This is a genomic window from Sphingomonas sp. 66-10 (assembly GCF_001897045.1).
GTDB classification, from domain to species: Bacteria; Pseudomonadota; Alphaproteobacteria; order Sphingomonadales; family Sphingomonadaceae; genus Sphingomonas; species Sphingomonas lycopersici.
Genome location: NZ_MKRR01000106.1, coordinates 86,825 through 101,563 on the forward strand (window position 1 = coordinate 86,825; position 14,739 = coordinate 101,563).

At 67.2% G+C, this 14,739-nt stretch carries 21 protein-coding genes; 14 read left to right on the top strand and 7 right to left on the bottom strand.

Going from position 1 to position 14,739, the window contains the following annotated elements; all coding sequences use genetic code 11:
* Window positions 1–59: 59 nt before the first annotated feature.
* Window positions 60–1,082 (bottom strand): uroporphyrinogen decarboxylase, encoded by a 1,023-nt coding sequence (gene hemE / locus BGN95_RS10090; protein WP_286772539.1) that lies wholly within the window; start codon window positions 1,080–1,082, stop codon window positions 60–62.
* 305 nt (window positions 1,083–1,387) lie between these two features.
* Here hemE and BGN95_RS10095 point away from each other — a divergent pair, with 305 nt between their 5' ends.
* The 11 genes from BGN95_RS10095 to BGN95_RS10145 all read left to right on the top strand — a co-directional run bounded on the left by BGN95_RS10095 (window position 1,388) and on the right by BGN95_RS10145 (window position 8,149).
* The gene (locus tag BGN95_RS10095; protein ID WP_179512948.1) at window positions 1,388–2,215 is read left to right on the top strand and encodes a pyruvate, water dikinase regulatory protein; all 828 of its coding nucleotides are present in this window, start codon (window positions 1,388–1,390) and stop codon (window positions 2,213–2,215) included.
* Complete coding sequence (locus tag BGN95_RS10100) at window positions 2,215–2,805, top strand: Maf family protein (protein WP_179512947.1); 591 nt, start codon at window positions 2,215–2,217, stop codon at window positions 2,803–2,805. Before BGN95_RS10095 ends, BGN95_RS10100 begins: the two co-directional genes overlap by 1 nt.
* Window positions 2,802–3,614, top strand: a complete 813-nt coding sequence (gene aroE / locus BGN95_RS10105) for a shikimate dehydrogenase (protein ID WP_286772540.1) — start codon at window positions 2,802–2,804, stop codon at window positions 3,612–3,614. Before BGN95_RS10100 ends, aroE begins: the two co-directional genes overlap by 4 nt.
* Window positions 3,611–4,204 carry a dephospho-CoA kinase gene (gene coaE, locus BGN95_RS10110; RefSeq protein ID WP_179512945.1) on the top strand — a complete coding sequence of 198 codons (594 nt, stop codon included), beginning with the start codon at window positions 3,611–3,613 and terminating at the stop codon, window positions 4,202–4,204. Before aroE ends, coaE begins: the two co-directional genes overlap by 4 nt.
* Window positions 4,205–4,211: 7 nt before the next feature.
* Window positions 4,212–4,907, top strand: a complete 696-nt coding sequence (dnaQ, locus tag BGN95_RS10115) for a DNA polymerase III subunit epsilon (protein ID WP_286772541.1) — start codon at window positions 4,212–4,214, stop codon at window positions 4,905–4,907.
* Between the two features lie 52 nt (window positions 4,908–4,959).
* On the top strand, window positions 4,960–5,544 hold the full coding sequence (gene hpf, locus BGN95_RS10120) for a ribosome hibernation-promoting factor, HPF/YfiA family (RefSeq protein ID WP_179512943.1): 585 nt from the start codon (window positions 4,960–4,962) through the stop codon (window positions 5,542–5,544).
* A gap of 18 nt (window positions 5,545–5,562) precedes the next feature.
* Entirely contained in the window at window positions 5,563–6,033 is a 471-nt protein-coding gene (locus tag BGN95_RS10125; RefSeq protein ID WP_179512942.1) for a PTS sugar transporter subunit IIA, read from the top strand.
* Window positions 6,020–6,475 (top strand): PaaI family thioesterase, encoded by a 456-nt coding sequence (locus tag BGN95_RS10130; protein WP_179512941.1) that lies wholly within the window; start codon window positions 6,020–6,022, stop codon window positions 6,473–6,475. Before BGN95_RS10125 ends, BGN95_RS10130 begins: the two co-directional genes overlap by 14 nt.
* Window positions 6,472–6,801, top strand: a complete 330-nt coding sequence (locus tag BGN95_RS10135; protein WP_179512940.1) for a DUF1491 family protein — start codon at window positions 6,472–6,474, stop codon at window positions 6,799–6,801. Before BGN95_RS10130 ends, BGN95_RS10135 begins: the two co-directional genes overlap by 4 nt.
* A 159-nt stretch (window positions 6,802–6,960) precedes the next feature.
* Window positions 6,961–7,611: a cell wall hydrolase gene (locus BGN95_RS10140; protein WP_286772542.1), complete on the top strand. Its 651-nt coding sequence runs from the start codon at window positions 6,961–6,963 to the stop codon at window positions 7,609–7,611.
* A 37-nt stretch (window positions 7,612–7,648) separates the two neighbouring features.
* A complete protein-coding gene (locus BGN95_RS10145; protein ID WP_265313499.1) occupies window positions 7,649–8,149 on the top strand; it encodes an MmcB family DNA repair protein in 501 nt (166 codons plus the stop codon).
* A gap of 136 nt (window positions 8,150–8,285) precedes the next feature.
* On the opposite strand, the gene BGN95_RS10150 is transcribed toward BGN95_RS10145, so the two are convergent.
* On the bottom strand, window positions 8,286–8,882 hold the full coding sequence (locus tag BGN95_RS10150) for an ankyrin repeat domain-containing protein (RefSeq protein ID WP_265271137.1): 597 nt from the start codon (window positions 8,880–8,882) through the stop codon (window positions 8,286–8,288).
* Between the two features lie 65 nt (window positions 8,883–8,947).
* On the opposite strand from BGN95_RS10150, the gene BGN95_RS10155 reads away from it, so the two are divergent.
* From BGN95_RS10155 to BGN95_RS10165, 3 genes are all read left to right on the top strand, one after another.
* Complete coding sequence (locus tag BGN95_RS10155; protein WP_286772543.1) at window positions 8,948–9,532, top strand: SCO family protein; 585 nt, start codon at window positions 8,948–8,950, stop codon at window positions 9,530–9,532.
* The gene (locus BGN95_RS10160) at window positions 9,529–9,960 is read left to right on the top strand and encodes a YcgN family cysteine cluster protein (RefSeq protein ID WP_265271141.1); all 432 of its coding nucleotides are present in this window, start codon (window positions 9,529–9,531) and stop codon (window positions 9,958–9,960) included. The genes BGN95_RS10155 and BGN95_RS10160 overlap by 4 nt, the downstream gene beginning before the upstream one ends.
* A gap of 130 nt (window positions 9,961–10,090) precedes the next feature.
* Window positions 10,091–10,777, top strand: coding sequence for a M48 family metallopeptidase (locus BGN95_RS10165; RefSeq protein WP_286772544.1), 687 nt, complete (start codon window positions 10,091–10,093; stop codon window positions 10,775–10,777).
* On the opposite strand, the gene BGN95_RS10170 is transcribed toward BGN95_RS10165, so the two are convergent.
* The 5 genes from BGN95_RS10170 to BGN95_RS10190 form a co-directional block, all read right to left on the bottom strand.
* Window positions 10,747–12,876: a transglycosylase domain-containing protein gene (locus tag BGN95_RS10170; RefSeq protein ID WP_265313497.1), complete on the bottom strand. Its 2,130-nt coding sequence runs from the start codon at window positions 12,874–12,876 to the stop codon at window positions 10,747–10,749. The genes BGN95_RS10165 and BGN95_RS10170 overlap by 31 nt on opposite strands.
* A 45-nt stretch (window positions 12,877–12,921) precedes the next feature.
* Window positions 12,922–13,317 carry a peptide-methionine (R)-S-oxide reductase MsrB gene (gene msrB / locus BGN95_RS10175; protein WP_265271147.1) on the bottom strand — a complete coding sequence of 132 codons (396 nt, stop codon included), beginning with the start codon at window positions 13,315–13,317 and terminating at the stop codon, window positions 12,922–12,924.
* 61 nt (window positions 13,318–13,378) lie between these two features.
* Window positions 13,379–13,903 carry a CAP domain-containing protein gene (locus BGN95_RS10180; RefSeq protein ID WP_179512932.1) on the bottom strand — a complete coding sequence of 175 codons (525 nt, stop codon included), beginning with the start codon at window positions 13,901–13,903 and terminating at the stop codon, window positions 13,379–13,381.
* Between the two features lie 80 nt (window positions 13,904–13,983).
* Window positions 13,984–14,649 carry a L,D-transpeptidase family protein gene (locus tag BGN95_RS10185; RefSeq protein ID WP_265313496.1) on the bottom strand — a complete coding sequence of 222 codons (666 nt, stop codon included), beginning with the start codon at window positions 14,647–14,649 and terminating at the stop codon, window positions 13,984–13,986.
* A complete protein-coding gene (locus BGN95_RS10190) occupies window positions 14,633–14,737 on the bottom strand; it encodes a PEPxxWA-CTERM sorting domain-containing protein (RefSeq protein WP_286772573.1) in 105 nt (34 codons plus the stop codon). Before BGN95_RS10190 ends, BGN95_RS10185 begins: the two co-directional genes overlap by 17 nt.
* Window positions 14,738–14,739: the final 2 nt, after the last annotated feature.

Genomic DNA, 14,739 nt, shown 5'->3' on the forward strand with positions numbered 1-14,739 from the left:
CCAATCCGTCCCGTTCGGGCCGAGCTTGTCCTGACAGGCCCGCCCCGAACGAAAAAAGCTCAATATTCCTTCCGCACCCGCGCCACGAGCTGCTCGACATGCGCGATCGGGGTGTGCTGCCCGATGCCATGTCCCAGGTTGAAGATGTGTGGCCGATCGCCGAATGCCGCAAGCACCCGATCGACGCCGCGCGCCAATGATTCGCCCCCCGCCTCGAGCACAAGCGGATCGAGATTCCCCTGCACCGGCAAACCCTTAGGCAATATCGCATCGGCCCAGACGGGATCGACCGTTTCATCGAGCCCGATCGCATCGACCGCGGTGCCCGCGGCATAAGCGGCAAGCTTGCCCCCCGCGCCCTTGGGAAAGCCGATCACCGGAACGTCGGGATGCCGCGCCTTGAGCGCGCGGACGATCGCGGCATTGGGGGCGATCACCCAGCGTTCGAATTGCTCGGGCGACAGGCTCCCCGCCCAGCTATCGAACAATTGCACCGCCTCGACCCCGGCGGCGATCTGCCCCGAGAGATAATCGACCGTCATCGCGACGATCGCGTCGACGATCGCGGTGAAGGCGGCGGGGTCGCGATAGGCGAAGCTGCGCGTCTCGCTCTGGTCGCGGCTGCCCTGCCCGGCGACCATATAGGTGGCGACGGTCCACGGGCTGCCCGCGAAGCCGAGGAAGGTGGCTTCGGGGGCGAGCAGCGCCTTCACCCGCCGCACCGTCTGATAGACAGGATCGAGCCGTTCGCCGACTCGCTCGAGCGCGTCGAGCGGATGCGTCGCGAGCGCGGGCGCGAGCCGCGGCCCCTCGCCCGGCCCGAAGGTCAGATCCTGCCCCAGCGCCCAGGGCACCATCAGGATGTCGGAAAACAGGATCGCGGCGTCGAAGCCGAAACGGCGGATCGGCTGGACGGTGACCTCGGCGGCGGCATCGGGATCGGTGGCGAGCGCGAGGAACCCGCCCTTCTGCGCCCGCAGCGTGCGATATTCGGGCAGATAGCGCCCGGCCTGTCGCATGAGCCACATCGGCGGGATCGCCGGTTTGTCTCCCTTGAGGACGTTGAGCAGGGCTTTGGTCACCGGAAGTTACGCGTCCTTCTAAAGAGAGAAGAGTCAAAAGAGGATGTTGATGCTGTTGGCGCGTGGGTTGCGGGGCTTATGCCTCGCTCACCGAAATGCCAACAGCTTGACCGCATCGCGTTCGCTTGAATCGCACGGATTCGGCGCAGCGGATCCCCGCTATCCACAGGCTGTTGAAGGATATCGTCGGCGTGGATCGCGTTGTGGACGAATCATCGCTTTTCCACGCCCGGGGTTGCGCCTTGGCGCGGGGGTTGGGTTGCGCTAGCGCTTGTCCCCATGTTTTCCACAGGTTCGTTCGGTTGATGATCAGGCTGCACCTCCACCTCTTGTCGGATTCCACCGGCGAGACGCTGGAGAATATCGCCAAGGCCGCGCTTGCCCAGTTCGACGATGTCGAAACCGTGCGGCATTTCTGGCCGATGGTGCGGACCGAGGCGCACCTCGATCGCATTCTTCAGGAAATCGCGCAAAATCCGGGGCTTGTGATCTATACTCTGGTCAATCCGGCGACCCGCGGCGCGCTCGAACAGCGCTGCCAGGCGCTCGGGCTGCCGATGGTCGCGCCGCTCGACCGGGTGACCGATGCGCTTTCCGATCTGCTCGGCCAGCAGGCCAAGGGGCGCCCCGGCCGCCAGCACGCGCTCGATGCGGCCTATTTCGAACGCGTCGACGCGATCCAGTTCACGATCGCGCATGACGACGGGATCGGTGCGGAGGATTGGGAGGAGGCCGATGTCGTATTGGCCGGGGTCAGCCGCTCGTCCAAGACGCCGACCGCCATCTATCTCGCCAATCGCGGCTATAAGGTCGCCAATATCCCGATCGTCGTCGAAAGCCCGCCGCCGGCGTTGCTCTACCGGCTCAAGAAGCCGCTGGTCGTCGGGCTCACCACCAGCGCCGACCGGCTGATCCAGGTGCGGCGCAACCGCTTGCTGTCGCTCAATCAGGCGCCCGAGACCGCGTATGTCGATCAGGAATCGGTGTCGCGTGAGATCGCCTTCGCGCGCCGCATGTTCGCCGACAACGGCTGGCCGGTGATCGACGTCACCCGCCGCTCGATTGAGGAGACCGCCGCGGCGGTGATCGCCTTGTGCAACGAACGACAGGGCAATGCGGTGGTGACCGATTGATGAAGCTGGTGCTCGCCTCGCAATCCGCCTCGCGCCGCGCGATGCTCGACGCGGCGGGGGTGCCGTTTTCGGCGCAGCCCGCGCATGTCGACGAAGCCGCGGCCAAGCTTGCGCTCGCCGGGCGTCCGCCGCGCGATCTCGCCGATGCGCTCGCCGAGCTCAAGGCATTGAAGGTCTCGCAGCGCGAGCCGCAGGCTTTGGTGCTCGGCTCGGATTCGCTCGCGGTACTCGAAGACGGAACGATCCTCGACAAGCCCGAGAGCCGCGATCAGGCGGCCGAGCATCTCCGGCTGATGTCGGGCAAGCGCCACGATCTGGTCAGCGCGGCGGTGATCGCCGAGGGCGGCCGCGCGGTATGGCGGCATGTCGACCGCGCCAGGATGTTCGTCCGGCCGCTCTCCCCGGCGTTTATCGAGGCCTATCTCGATGCCGAATGGCCCGCGATCGCCGGCTGCGTCGGCTGCTTCCGGATCGAGGGTCCCGGGGTGCAATTGTTCAGCCGGATCGAGGGCAGCCAGTTCACCGTGCTCGGTATGCCGCTGCTCCCGCTCCTATCCTATTTGCGCGAACGCGGGGTGCTGCTGGCATGAACCGTCCCTATGCCGAAGTGATCGGCGATCCGATCGCCCATTCGAAATCGCCGCTGATCCACGAATTCTGGCTCGAAAAGCTCGGGATCGAGGCGGATTATCGCGCGACGCATGTCATGGCGGACGATCTCGCGCGCTTCATCGCCGAGCGGCGTGGGGATGATGCGTGGCGCGGCTGCAACGTCACGATCCCGCACAAGATCGCGATGCTCGATCTGGTCGACGATCCCGGCGCGGTGCGCGAGTCGATCGGCGCGATGAACACGATCGTGCGCGATGCCGAGGGCCGCGTGTTCGGCACCAATACCGACGCGGCGGGCTTCTACGCCCCGCTGGCCGAGGTCGATCTGGCCGGCGCCCCGGTGGTGGTGATCGGCGCCGGCGGCGCGGCGCGCGCGGTGCTGTTCGCGCTGGCGCGGGCCGGGGTCGGCGCGGTGACGATCCTCAACCGCAGCCCGTTAAAGGGCGCCGCGTTGCTCGCGCGATTCGGGTTGAAGGGCGATGCGCTCCCGCTGTCCGCCGCGCTCCCGCCGGCGCAGCTGGTGGTCAACACCAGCGCGCTCGGGATGAAGGGCCAGCCGCCGCTCGAAATCGACCTCACGCCGCTGCCCGAGGATGCGATCGTCTACGACATCGTCTACGCCCCGCTCGAAACCGATCTGCTGCGCCAGGCCGAGGCGCGCGGGCTGGAGACGATCGACGGGCTGGAGATGCTGATCGGCCAGGCGGCGATGGCGTTCGAATTGTTCTTCGGCCGCCCCGCGCCGCGCGTCCATGATGCGGAATTGCGTGAGCGGCTGACCGGATGATTCGTCTCGGCCTCACCGGATCGATCGGGATGGGCAAATCGACCGTCGCGAAGATGTTCGCGGCGGAGGGCGTGCCGGTGTTCGACGCCGACGCCGCGGTGCACCGGCTGCAGGGGCCCGGCGGGGCATTGGTCGGGGCGATCGAGGCGCGCTTTCCCGGCACCACCGGGGCGGACGGCGTCGACCGGCAGAGGCTTGGCGCGGCGGTGCTCGGCGACGATGCGGCGATGAAGGCGCTGGAGGCGATCGTTCACCCCGCGGTGGGCGCCGAGCGTGCGCGTTTTCTGGCGGAACATGCTGATTCGCCGATTGTTTTATTCGACGTGCCGTTGCTGTTCGAAACCGGGGGGAATCGCGCCGTCGACAAGGTGGCGGTGGTCTCCGCCGCGCCCGACGTGCAGCGCGCGCGCACGCTCGAACGCCCGGGGATGACCGCGGCGAAGTTCGATGCGATTCTCGCCCGCCAGACCCCCGATGCGGAAAAGCGCGCGCAGGCCGATTTCGTCATCCCGACCGATGTCCCGCTCGAAGAAACGCGTGCCGCGGTCCGTGCGGTGATCGCTTGCCTGTCGCGCCCGACAGGCCGATAACGGGGCCATGCGGGAGATTGTGTTCGATACCGAAACCACCGGGCTCAGCTTCTCCGGTGGCGACCGGCTGGTCGAGATCGGATGTGTCGAGATCGTCAACCGCGTGGAGACGGGGCGCACCTTCCACGCTTATTTCAATCCCGATCGCGCGATGCCGGCGGAGGCATTTGCGGTCCACGGCCTGTCCGACGCCTTTCTGTCGGATAAGCCGCGCTTCGCCGAGCGCGTCGAGGAATTGCTCGAATTCATCGGCGATGCGCCGCTCGTCGCGCACAATGCCGGGTTCGACTTCGGGTTCATCAACGGCGAGTTGAAGCAGCACGGGTGGCCGCCGGTCGATATGGCGCGGATGGTCGATACGCTGACGATCGCACGGTCGAAGCATCCCGGCGCCAAACACACGCTCGATGCGCTTTGCTCGCGTTATGGGATCGATCGATCGCATCGCGTGTTGCACGGCGCCTTGCTCGACGCGCAACTGCTCGCGCAGGTCTATGTCGAGCTGATGGGCGGGCGCCAGATCGGGCTTGGCCTGGTCAGCGAGGTGGCGGTGGCGGAAACGGCCGCGCCGGTCCGCATGGCAATTGCCTCGGTGGTGCGGCCCGCACGTGTTTTTGTGGTGAGCGACGAAGAACTTGCCGCTCATGCCGCGTTCTTGGAACGGGTAAAGAACCCGATCTGGGGGAGCGACGCGTCCGCGTGACGCGAACCGGGCGTCCGGGGTCAGGCCCGGCGCCCCTGAAGGAGAAGAGCCGATGGATATCCGCGTTTCTGGTCATCAGGTCGCTACGGGCGCTGCGCTCAAGGGACATGTTGGGGAACGACTTCAGGGTATCGCGGACAAATATTTCTCGCGCGCGATCTCGGCCGAGGTGACCTTCGGCAAGGGGCCGCATGACGCTGGATTCACGTGCGATATCGTCGCGCATGTGATGAAGGGGCTGGTGCTCAAAGGGCGAAACACCGCGCAGGACGCGCATCTCGCCTTCGATGGCGCGGCGAGCCGGATCGAAACCCAGCTCAGACGCTATATGCGACGGTTGAAGGATCGGCAGGCGGACAAGGCGCTCGAGCTGGCGCAGGCCAATGGCTATGACAATGCCGGCTATACGCTCTTCGCCGAGGTCGCCGACGAGGATGATGCGGGCGATGCGCCGCTGATCGTCGCCGAGACCCGCGTCGACGTGCCCGATGCCAGCGTTTCCGATGCGGTGATGATGCTCGATCTGCGCAACACCCAGGCGCTGCTGTTCCGCAATTCAGGGACGGGCGCCTATAATATGGTCTATCGTCGCGGCGACGGGACGATCGGCTGGGTCGAGCCGCAGCGCGCGCGCTGAAGGACGCACATCATTGATATGACAAGTGATTTGAGCGACCTGTTGTCGCCTGACTTCATTCTCGTCGACCTCGCGGTATCGAGCAAGAAAGCGCTGTTCCACCAGCTCGGCCAGGTGGCCGGGCCGGCGCTGGCACTCGACGCCGCGACCGTTTCCGCCGCGCTCGCCGAGCGCGAGCGGCTCGGATCGACCGGTTTCGGCGGCGGGGTGGCGATTCCGCATGCGCGGATCGCCGGCGTCGCGCAAATCGTGGTGATGGTCGCGCGGCTCGCCAAGCCGATCGACTTCGCCGCGGTTGACGATGCCCCGGTCGATATCGTCGTCGCGATGTTTTCGCCCCCCGATGCGGGGGCGGAGCATCTCAAGGCGCTGGCGCGCGTCTCGCGGCGGTTCCGCGACCGGGAATTCGTCGACAAGCTGCGCGGTGCGGCGTCGCGCGACGCTTTCTACGCCTTGCTGACGGCGGACGAGACGCGTGACGCCGCCTGAAGGCGCCGAGGCGCATTTCCGCGCGCTCGAATCGCTCTATGCCGCCGCGCCGATCAACCGTTTCTTCGAATCGACGCTCGAAATCCCCGAATCCGGGGTGGCGCGGATCCGCTTCACCGTCGATGCGCGGCATTTCCACGCCGGCGGCGCGACCCACGGCACCGCTTATTTCAAGATGCTCGACGATGCGGCTTTCTACGCCTGCAACAGCATGGTGACCGATCGCTTCCTGCTGACGACGCAATTCAGCCTGTTGTTCACCCGCCCGCTGCCCGAGGGGCCGGTGGTGGCGGAGGGGCGCTGGATCAGCGGGCATCGCCGCGTATTCGTCGGCGACGCGCGGCTGGTCGACGCCGATGGCGAGGAAGTGGCGCGCGGCACCGGCACCTTCATGCGCAGCCGCATCGCGCTCGCCGGGCTGCCGGGATATCGCACGCGTTGAGCGGCAGGCTGCCCAGCGACCTCCTGGTCGGTGCGTTGCTCAGGCGGGTGAACGACGCCGGGGGCATTGCGGTGATCCGCGCGCGCGGCGATGCCCAGGCCGGCGCGATCCTGATCGTCGATGAGTTGGAAAAGGTGATTCTTGAACGCGGTATCGGCCCCGACGGGATGCGCGGGCTGATCGAAACCGGGCCCAAGGCGGGCGCGCCGGAATCGCTCGACGATTATTGGAAACGGCGCCGGCAACGCGATCCCGACCTGTGGGTCGTTGCTCTGGATATCCCGCAGGCGAAACGGTTCGCCGCTGAAACGATCGGCGACGATTGACTTAGTTGCGCCGCAAAACGAGTAAGCCAGCGTTCATATCTCAGCGTTGTGCCGAGTGCGGGTGCGATCCGTTCGGTGACGCAGTCGGGGGGGATCCCGGCCGATCGTAACCCACAGCGATCGCGTTTTCGCGTCCCAACCGCCTATGTTTGTTGGTTAATGTCGTTTTTCTCGAAGGCCGCGGCTGCCGCGGTCGCGACCCTTTCTATCATCGGCCTCGCCGCGCAGAGCAGCGCAGGGCTGGCGGCCGAAGTAGCGCCGATCGCGCTCGCCACGATCCAGCCGGCCGCTGCGCCGCAGGTTCAGGCTTATATTCCCGCTCCCGTCGTCACCACCCCCAACCCTGCCCCGGCGCCTGCCGTCGCCGATGAAACGCAGCCGGGCGATGCGATCGCCTATCCGACGCTCGCCGCCGCGGTCGCCGCACAGCAGACGCGTGGGGAGATCGACGAAGACATGCGCTGCCTCGCCGGCGCGATCTATTATGAATCGAAGGGCGAGCCGCTTGCCGGCCAGCTCGCGGTGGCCGAGGTGATCCTCAACCGCGCCGATTCGGGCCGCTTCGGCGACACGATCTGCGACGTGGTGAAGCAGCCGGGGCAATTCTCCTTCGTCCGCGGCGGCCGCGTGCCGGCGGTCGATCCGTCGCGCCCGGCGTGGCGCACCGCGCTGGCGGTGGCCAAGGTCGCGCTCAACGACGCATGGGAAAGCAACGCCGACGACGCGCTCTATTTCCACGCCCGCCGCGCCGCGCCGGGCTGGGGCCGCACGCGCGTGGCGACGATCGGCAACCACATCTTCTACCGCTGATCTTCCTTTTGTTCTCATGATGTTCTAAAGGGGCGGGGTGAATGTCACCCCGCCCTTTTCGTCTGTGGACGATGTGAGCCCGGCCGAGGCGCTGGTCGCTGCCGATGTCGCGCGCGGCGTCACGCGGATGCTATTGCGGCATGAGCTGGTCGCGATCGCCGAGGTCCCGCTGGAGGGTGGGCGGCGGGCCGATCTGATGGCGCTCGACGCGCGCGGGCGGATCACGATCGTCGAGATCAAGGTGTCGCGCGCCGATCTGCTCGGCGACGGCAAATGGCAGGATTATCTGGCGCATTGCGACCGCTTCTTCTGGGCGGTGCCGGCGGGATTCGATGCCTCGCCGATCGACGGCCCGGCGTTCCTGCCCGAACGGACCGGGCTGATCGTCGCCGATCGCTACGATGCGGCGGTGGTGCGCGAGGCGCGGACCGACCCGCTCGCCGCGCATGTCCGCAAGCGCTGCACCCTCGCCTTCGCGCGCCGCGCCGGCCGCCGGCTGATCGCGCTCGCCGACCCGGATGCCGGGCCGGGGTTTTAAGGATTTTCTCCCCTTGCTTGAACAAGCGAGGGGTCGGGTTGGCCCGAGAGGATACCGGAGCAACCGCCTCATACCCACCCACCGCCGGTCCCTCCCTTCACCAGGGAGGGGAGCGGCGAGGTGGCCTAGCGACCCTTCACATCTTCGGCCCGGCGACCGCGCGGGCGGCGGTCTTGGGCTTTTCGTCGATCACCTTGGCGATCGCCGGGGTGCGCGAATCGGCATGGGCGTAATCGCGCGCGGACATGCCGGCGACATTGTCGGTCTGATCGGGGTCGGCGCCCGCGGCAAGCAGGGTGCGCACCAGCGCCAGATCGCGGCGCTGGACCGCGCGGATCAGCGGGGTTTCGCCCGAGCTATTGGCGAGATTGGGGTTGGCCTTGACCAGCAGCAACGTGTCGACCAGCCCGTTCTGGCCATATTGGATCGCCATAAGCAGCGGGGTATCGCCCTTGCCGTTGCGCAAATTGGGATCGGCGCCGCGCGACAGCAGGTAACGCAGATAGAGGTCGTCGCCGCGCTTGATCACAATATGCAGCGCACCGTCGCCGGTGGTCGCGTCGCGCGTGTTGATGATCCGCTGGCCGGGCTGGTCGAGGATCTTGGTGACCTCGTCGCCCTTGCCGTCCTTCACCGCCTGGAGGAACTTGTAGCTTTGCGATTGCTGCTGCGCCGTGGCGGGCAGCGCGGCGGTGCCGGCGAGGATCGCGGCGGCAAAAAGGATACGCTTCATCGTCGAATCTTTGCGTCCTCGGGAGGTTGCGATACCGCCTCTAACAGATCATCTCTCGCCATGCCATGAAGCTGCACGTTCAGATCCTTATCTCCGCCACGCTCGCGCTGGCCGCCTGCTCCCCCCCGCAACAGCCGACGCGCCCGCCGCTGGAGGGCGCGCGGATCGGCGGCGCCTTTTCGCTGACCGACCAGAACGGCCGCGCGACGACCGAGCGCGACCTCGCCGGCAAATACAGCATCGTCTATTTCGGCTACACCTTCTGCCCCGACGTCTGCCCGCTCGACGTCCAGCATATCGGCGCGGCGGTGAAGATGGTCGAGAAGGACGATCCGGCGCTCGGCGCGCGCCTTGTCCCGGTGTTCGTGACGATCGATCCGGCGCGCGATACCCCGGCGGTGCTCAAGGAATTCGTCGGCGCTTTCCACCCGCGGATGATCGGGCTGACCGGCTCGCCGGCGCAGATCGCGGCGATCGCCAAGGAATATGGCGTCTATTATGCGCGCGGTAAGGGCAATGCCGGCGGCTATATGATGGATCACAGCCGCGCCGCCTATCTGATGTCGTCCGCGGGCAAGCCGCTGGCCTTGCTGTCGCAGGAGGGGTCGCCGCGCACGATCGCCGACGAGATCGAGCGCTGGGCGCGATGACCCGCTTCTGGGAAGATACCCCGCTCGACAAGCTCGACCGCGCGCAATGGGAGGCCTTGTGCGACGGCTGCGGCAAATGCTGCATCCACAAGCTCGAGGATGAGGAGACCGGCGAGCTGATCCCGACCAACGTCGCCTGCCGCCTGCTCGATCGCGGTGCCGGGCGCTGCTCGGATTATCGCCACCGCCACGCTTACGTCAGCGAATGCGTGCGGCTCAATGCGCGCAACGTGCATGAGATCGACTGGCTTCCCTCGACCTGCGCCTATCGCCTGCGCGCCGCGGGCGAGCCGCTCCCCGAATGGCATTATCTCGTCTGCGGCGACCCGGAGGCGGTGCACCGCGCCGGCCAGTCGACGCGCGGCTGGACGATCAGCGAGGACGATGCCGGGGACCTTGAACATCATATGGTCGATCGGATCCTGTGAGCAGTTCCTGGGAAATGCCCCTGCGGTCCATTTCGTGCGGCACCAGCCCGCTCCCCCACCCGACCTCCCATCAGGATACATTCGTGGGAGGTCGGGTGCGGGCTGGTGCCGCAAAATGCGGTGAAACCGCATGACTAAGAGCGCGGAGATCGACGTCGTCCGGCATCCGCGCGCGCGGCGCGCGAAATTGTCGCTCGATCCGGCGAGCGGGCGGGTGCGGCTGGTGATCCCGGCGCGCGCCTCGGCCAAGGCGGCGCTGGCCTGGGCGGCGACGCAAGGCGAATGGCTCGCCCGCCAACGCGCGGCCTTGCCCGAGGCGCGGCCGTTCGCGCCCGGCGCGACGGTGCCGTTCGACGATGCCGCGCTGACGATTCAATGGGACGAGACCGGCTCGCGCCGCGTGGCGCGTATCGACGATCGGCTGCTGACCGGCGGGCCGCGCGAAACCGTCGGCCGCCGTATCGAGGCGTGGCTCCGGCGCGAGGCGCTGCGGCTGCTGAGCGAGGATACCGCGCATTATGCCGCGCTCGCCGGGGTCAAGGTGGTCAAGGTCGCGATCGGCGACGCGCGCGGGCGCTGGGGGAGCTGCGCGTCGTCGGGCGCGATCCGCTACAATTGGCGGCTCGCGCTCGCGCCGCGCGCGGTGCGTCGCGCGACCGCCGCGCATGAGGTCGCGCACCGCGTCCATATGAACCACAGCGCGGCATTCCACGCGCTCGTCGCGACGCTCTACGGCCGCGATCCGGCGGCCGAGCGCGCGTGGCTGCGCCGCCACGGCGCGTCGCTTCACTGGTTCGGGCGCGGCTCGGTCGAATAATTGGGCGGCGGCTGGCGATTGCCCGGCGCGGGATTGACCGGCCGGCGCTGATCGCGGCGTGCGTCGCGCCCGGTGACGCGGTCGATCCAGTCCTGATCGAGCCGCTCGGGCGGCGGCGACGGGATGATCGGATTGCCGTCGTCGTCGATCTCGAGATGCTCGCTGCGCGGCGGCTGGCGATCGCCCGCGCCGGCGCCGGGTATCCCGCCGGTGACGGGATTGCCGTCGGGATCGACGAACAGGCCGTTGTCGGGGCCGCCGTAATAGCTTTCGGCGTCGGGTTCGAGTTGCGCCTCGGGCAAGGTCACCTGGGTCTCGAACTGCTCGATCGGGCGGTTGGCGACCGCCTTGATCATGAAATCGTGCCAGGCGCGCGCCGGCGCAGTGCCGCCGTGGAGCCCGGCGATCGGCTTGGCGTCGTCGCGCCCCATCCACACGCCGGTGGTGAGCCCCGAGGAGAAGCCGAGGAACCAGCCGTCCTTCGACGAACTCGTCGTCCCGGTCTTGCCCGCCACCGGGCGCCCGATCTGCGCCGCGCGGCCGGTGCCGGTGTTCACCGCGGTCTGCAGCAGGTCGATCATCTGCGCCGCGACCTGGGGCGCGACCAGCACGCGGCTGCGATCGACCTGATGCTGGTAGATCACCTCATTGTTCGCGGTGACCTTGAGGATGCCATAGGGGGTCACCGCGACGCCCTGATTGGCGACGCTGGCGAAGGCCCGGGTCATGTCGATCAGCCGCACGTCGGAGGTGCCGAGCACCATCGACGGGTGGGTGTTGACCGTGGTGGTGATGCCGAAGCGCCGCGCCATATCGGCGACGGTGGCGAAGCCGACCTGCTGGCCGAGCTTCGCGGCGATCGTGTTGAGCGAATAGGCAAAGGCGGTGCGCAGCGTCACCTGCCCCGAATTGCGCCGCGAATCGTTGCGCGGCGACCAGCCGTCGATCGTCACCGGCTCGTCGATCTCGGTCGATTCGGGAGTCTTCCCGGCCTCGAGCGCGGCGAGATAGACGAATAATTTGAATGCCGAGCCCGGCTGGCGCTCGGCCTGGGTGGCGCGGTTGTAGATCGACGAGACGTAATCCTTGCCGCCGACCATCGCGCGCACCGCGCCGTCGCGATCGAGCGCGACCAACGCGCCCTGCGCCCCGTTCGGCGCGTTGGCGCGCACCGCGGCATCGGCGTCGCGCTGCATGTTGAGATCGAGCGTCGTCCACACCTCGAGCGGCTTCTCGGTCTCGTCGATCAGCAATTCGAGCTGGGGCAGCGCCCAATCGGTGAAATAGCGCACGCTGTTCTGCTTGGGCTCGGGCGCCAGCGCGACCGATTTGGGATCGGCGGCGGTCGCCTCGCCCGCCGAGATCATCCCATTGTCCTGCATCGCCTGCAGCACCACCGAGGCGCGGCCCACCGCAGCGGCGGCGTCGGCGGTCGGCGAATAATTGGACGGCGCCTTGACCAGCCCGGCGATGATCGCCGCCTCGGGCAGCGACAGATGATCGGCGCCGTGGCCGAAGAATTTGCGCGAGGCGGCGTCGATGCCGTAAGCGCCGCCGCCATAATAGACCTTGTTCAGATAGAGTTCGAGGATCTCGTCCTTGCTGAACTTCCGCTCCATCGCCAGTGCGAGGATCCATTCGCGGAATTTGCGGCCGAACTTCTTCTGATTGTTGAGGAAAACATTTCGGGCGAGCTGCTGGGTGATCGTCGAGCCGCCCTGCACCCAGCGGCCGCGCGACAGGCGCACCTGTACCGAGCGCGCCACCCCGATCGGATCGACCCCGATATGGCTGTTGAAGCGCCGATCCTCCACCGCGATCGTCGCGTCGCGCATCACCTTGGGAATGCGGTCATAGCTCAGCCAGTCGCCATAGCTCGGCCCCATCGACACGATCACGGTGCCGTCGGCGGCGTGGACGCGGATCATCTGCCCGTTGGGCGAGGATTTGAGCTGTTCGAAGCTGGGGAGCTGCGCGCGGGTGACATAGACCGCGGTGATCAGCGCGGCGAGCGCGAGCAATGCGGCGACGACCAGCAGCTTGAGGGCAAGCGACAGGCGACGGCGCCAGGGCGAACGGGGACGAGGGGCGCGGGCCATCGGATCGGCTAGAACGGATAGAGGCTTAGCCTGTCCTTAACAAGTCTAGCGGCGCGGCTGGAAATCGAGGCTGACCGAATTCATGCAATAGCGCGTCCCGGTCGGCGGGGGGCCATCGGGGAAGACGTGGCCGAGGTGGCTGTCGCATCGCGCGCAGCGCGTTTCGACGCGGGTCATGCCGTGGCTGGTGTCGCTATGATCGGTCACCGCATCGGGCGCGATCGGCCGGGTGAAGCTGGGCCAGCCCGATCCAGAATCATATTTGTCCGCCGAATCGAACAATTCCAGTTCGCAGGCCGCGCAATGATAGATGCCGTCGGCCTTGTTGTCGTTGTATTTGCCGGAAAAAGCGCGCTCCGTCCCGGCCTCGCGCAGTACGTGATATTGCTCGGGGGTCAGCCGCCGGCGCCATTCTGACTCGGACAGATCGAGATGTTCCATGCGCGTGATTCTCCGCCGCGCGGCGGGGCGCGTCAAGCCGGCGTCGGCGCTGCGGACCGGTTCAGAAGGGGCGTTCGCCGATATAATTGCCGGCGTCGCTGTAGCGACACACCAGCACGTCCTCGATCCGCCCGCGCGCGATCGCGCAACCGACCTCGCCGGAATCGCGCCACATCAGCTGGGTATAATGGCCGATGTCCTCGACCCGTCCGGTCGTGCTGTTGTTGGGGAACACCCCGGGGGTGAAGAAGCGCTTCTCGCGGATCCAGGCGTCGACCATATGTTCGAGCGTGAAGGCGCCGCGCGTGCCGGCCCACAGATTCTCGCCCTGCGGATCGAACGGACGTTCGGGGGCATGTTCGAAACGGCCGCTCCGCGCGAGATAATTGGCCCAGTCCTGCGCCGAGGCGGCGAGCATCGGATCCCATTTGAGCGGCATGATGCCCATCGCGACGCGCTCGCGGTTGTGTCTGCCGAGCACGCGATCGGCGAAATTGGACGTGGGATCGGTCGCACCGACCATGATCGGCAACGAAAACAGCAGCCCGAGGCTGGCGATCAGCGATGTCAAACGACGACGCGACATGGCAGGCCCATTCCGAAAGATGGGCCGATTCTGTCATGCGAGCGTCAGCAGGCGGTTGAAGGGGGTGGTTATCCCTTCGTTTACGATGATTTTTCCCGCGGCGGGAGAATCGCCACCTTGTCGCCGTTGCTGACCGCCTTGAACAGCAACGCAGCGAAGGACGGCGGGATACCGATGCAGCCGTGGGTCGCGGCGCCGCGGCGGACGTTGCTGGCGTGGATCGCCACCCCGTCCCCGGTGAGCCGCATCATATAGGGCATGCTCGCGTCATAGAGCGACGAGACGTGGGTCTCGCGCTTTTCGAGGATCGGGAACACCCCGGTCGGGGTCGGCTTGCCGTCGGTGCCGTAGAGGATCACCGCCGAGCCGATTTCGTGCCCGTCGCGAAACACCGAGAGCAATTGCCGCGCGAGATCGATCCGCACCCAGATGTCACCCGCCGGGATATGCTGTTCGTTCCAGACATAATCGCCGTAATGCATCGTATTGCGGACGTTGAGCACGCTCTTCACCGCACGGCGCTCGCCGTCGGGCAAGGTGAGCGCGGGATATTGGCCGACCGGATACCATAGCCGCGGGCCACGCTCGACCACCTGTACCGGCGGGTCGGTCAGATGGTGCTTGGTGTAATAATGCGCCGCCGCCGCGCCGCCGGCGATCGCCGCCGCGGCCAGCGCGAGCGGCACGGCGAGCCGTGCCAGCTTCTGTCCCAGATAGCGGGGGGAGAGTTTAGCGGTCAGCGACAATGGTCACCACTCGGCCGCGCCGGCGCAGCGCCGCGCCGATCGAGAAGAAGCCGATCAGCATCATCGCCCAGGTCGCGGGCTCGGGCACGC

Excerpts from the sequence above, each read along its gene's own strand:
- BGN95_RS10095 (WP_179512948.1), top strand. The coding sequence starts at position 1,388 with ATGATCAGGCTGCACCTCCACCTCTTGTCGGATTCCACCGGCGAGACG.
- BGN95_RS10100 (WP_179512947.1), top strand. The coding sequence starts at position 2,215 with ATGAAGCTGGTGCTCGCCTCGCAATCCGCCTCGCGCCGCGCGATGCTC.
- aroE (WP_286772540.1), top strand. The coding sequence starts at position 2,802 with ATGAACCGTCCCTATGCCGAAGTGATCGGCGATCCGATCGCCCATTCG.
- coaE (WP_179512945.1), top strand. The coding sequence starts at position 3,611 with ATGATTCGTCTCGGCCTCACCGGATCGATCGGGATGGGCAAATCGACC.
- dnaQ (WP_286772541.1), top strand. The coding sequence starts at position 4,212 with ATGCGGGAGATTGTGTTCGATACCGAAACCACCGGGCTCAGCTTCTCC.
- hpf (WP_179512943.1), top strand. The coding sequence starts at position 4,960 with ATGGATATCCGCGTTTCTGGTCATCAGGTCGCTACGGGCGCTGCGCTC.
- BGN95_RS10125 (WP_179512942.1), top strand. The coding sequence starts at position 5,563 with ATGACAAGTGATTTGAGCGACCTGTTGTCGCCTGACTTCATTCTCGTC.
- BGN95_RS10140 (WP_286772542.1), top strand. The coding sequence starts at position 6,961 with ATGTCGTTTTTCTCGAAGGCCGCGGCTGCCGCGGTCGCGACCCTTTCT.
- BGN95_RS10150 (WP_265271137.1), bottom strand. The coding sequence starts at position 8,882 with ATGAAGCGTATCCTTTTTGCCGCCGCGATCCTCGCCGGCACCGCCGCG.
- BGN95_RS10155 (WP_286772543.1), top strand. The coding sequence starts at position 8,948 with ATGAAGCTGCACGTTCAGATCCTTATCTCCGCCACGCTCGCGCTGGCC.
- BGN95_RS10160 (WP_265271141.1), top strand. The coding sequence starts at position 9,529 with ATGACCCGCTTCTGGGAAGATACCCCGCTCGACAAGCTCGACCGCGCG.
- BGN95_RS10165 (WP_286772544.1), top strand. The coding sequence starts at position 10,091 with ATGACTAAGAGCGCGGAGATCGACGTCGTCCGGCATCCGCGCGCGCGG.
- BGN95_RS10170 (WP_265313497.1), bottom strand. The coding sequence starts at position 12,876 with ATGGCCCGCGCCCCTCGTCCCCGTTCGCCCTGGCGCCGTCGCCTGTCG.
- msrB (WP_265271147.1), bottom strand. The coding sequence starts at position 13,317 with ATGGAACATCTCGATCTGTCCGAGTCAGAATGGCGCCGGCGGCTGACC.
- BGN95_RS10180 (WP_179512932.1), bottom strand. The coding sequence starts at position 13,903 with ATGTCGCGTCGTCGTTTGACATCGCTGATCGCCAGCCTCGGGCTGCTG.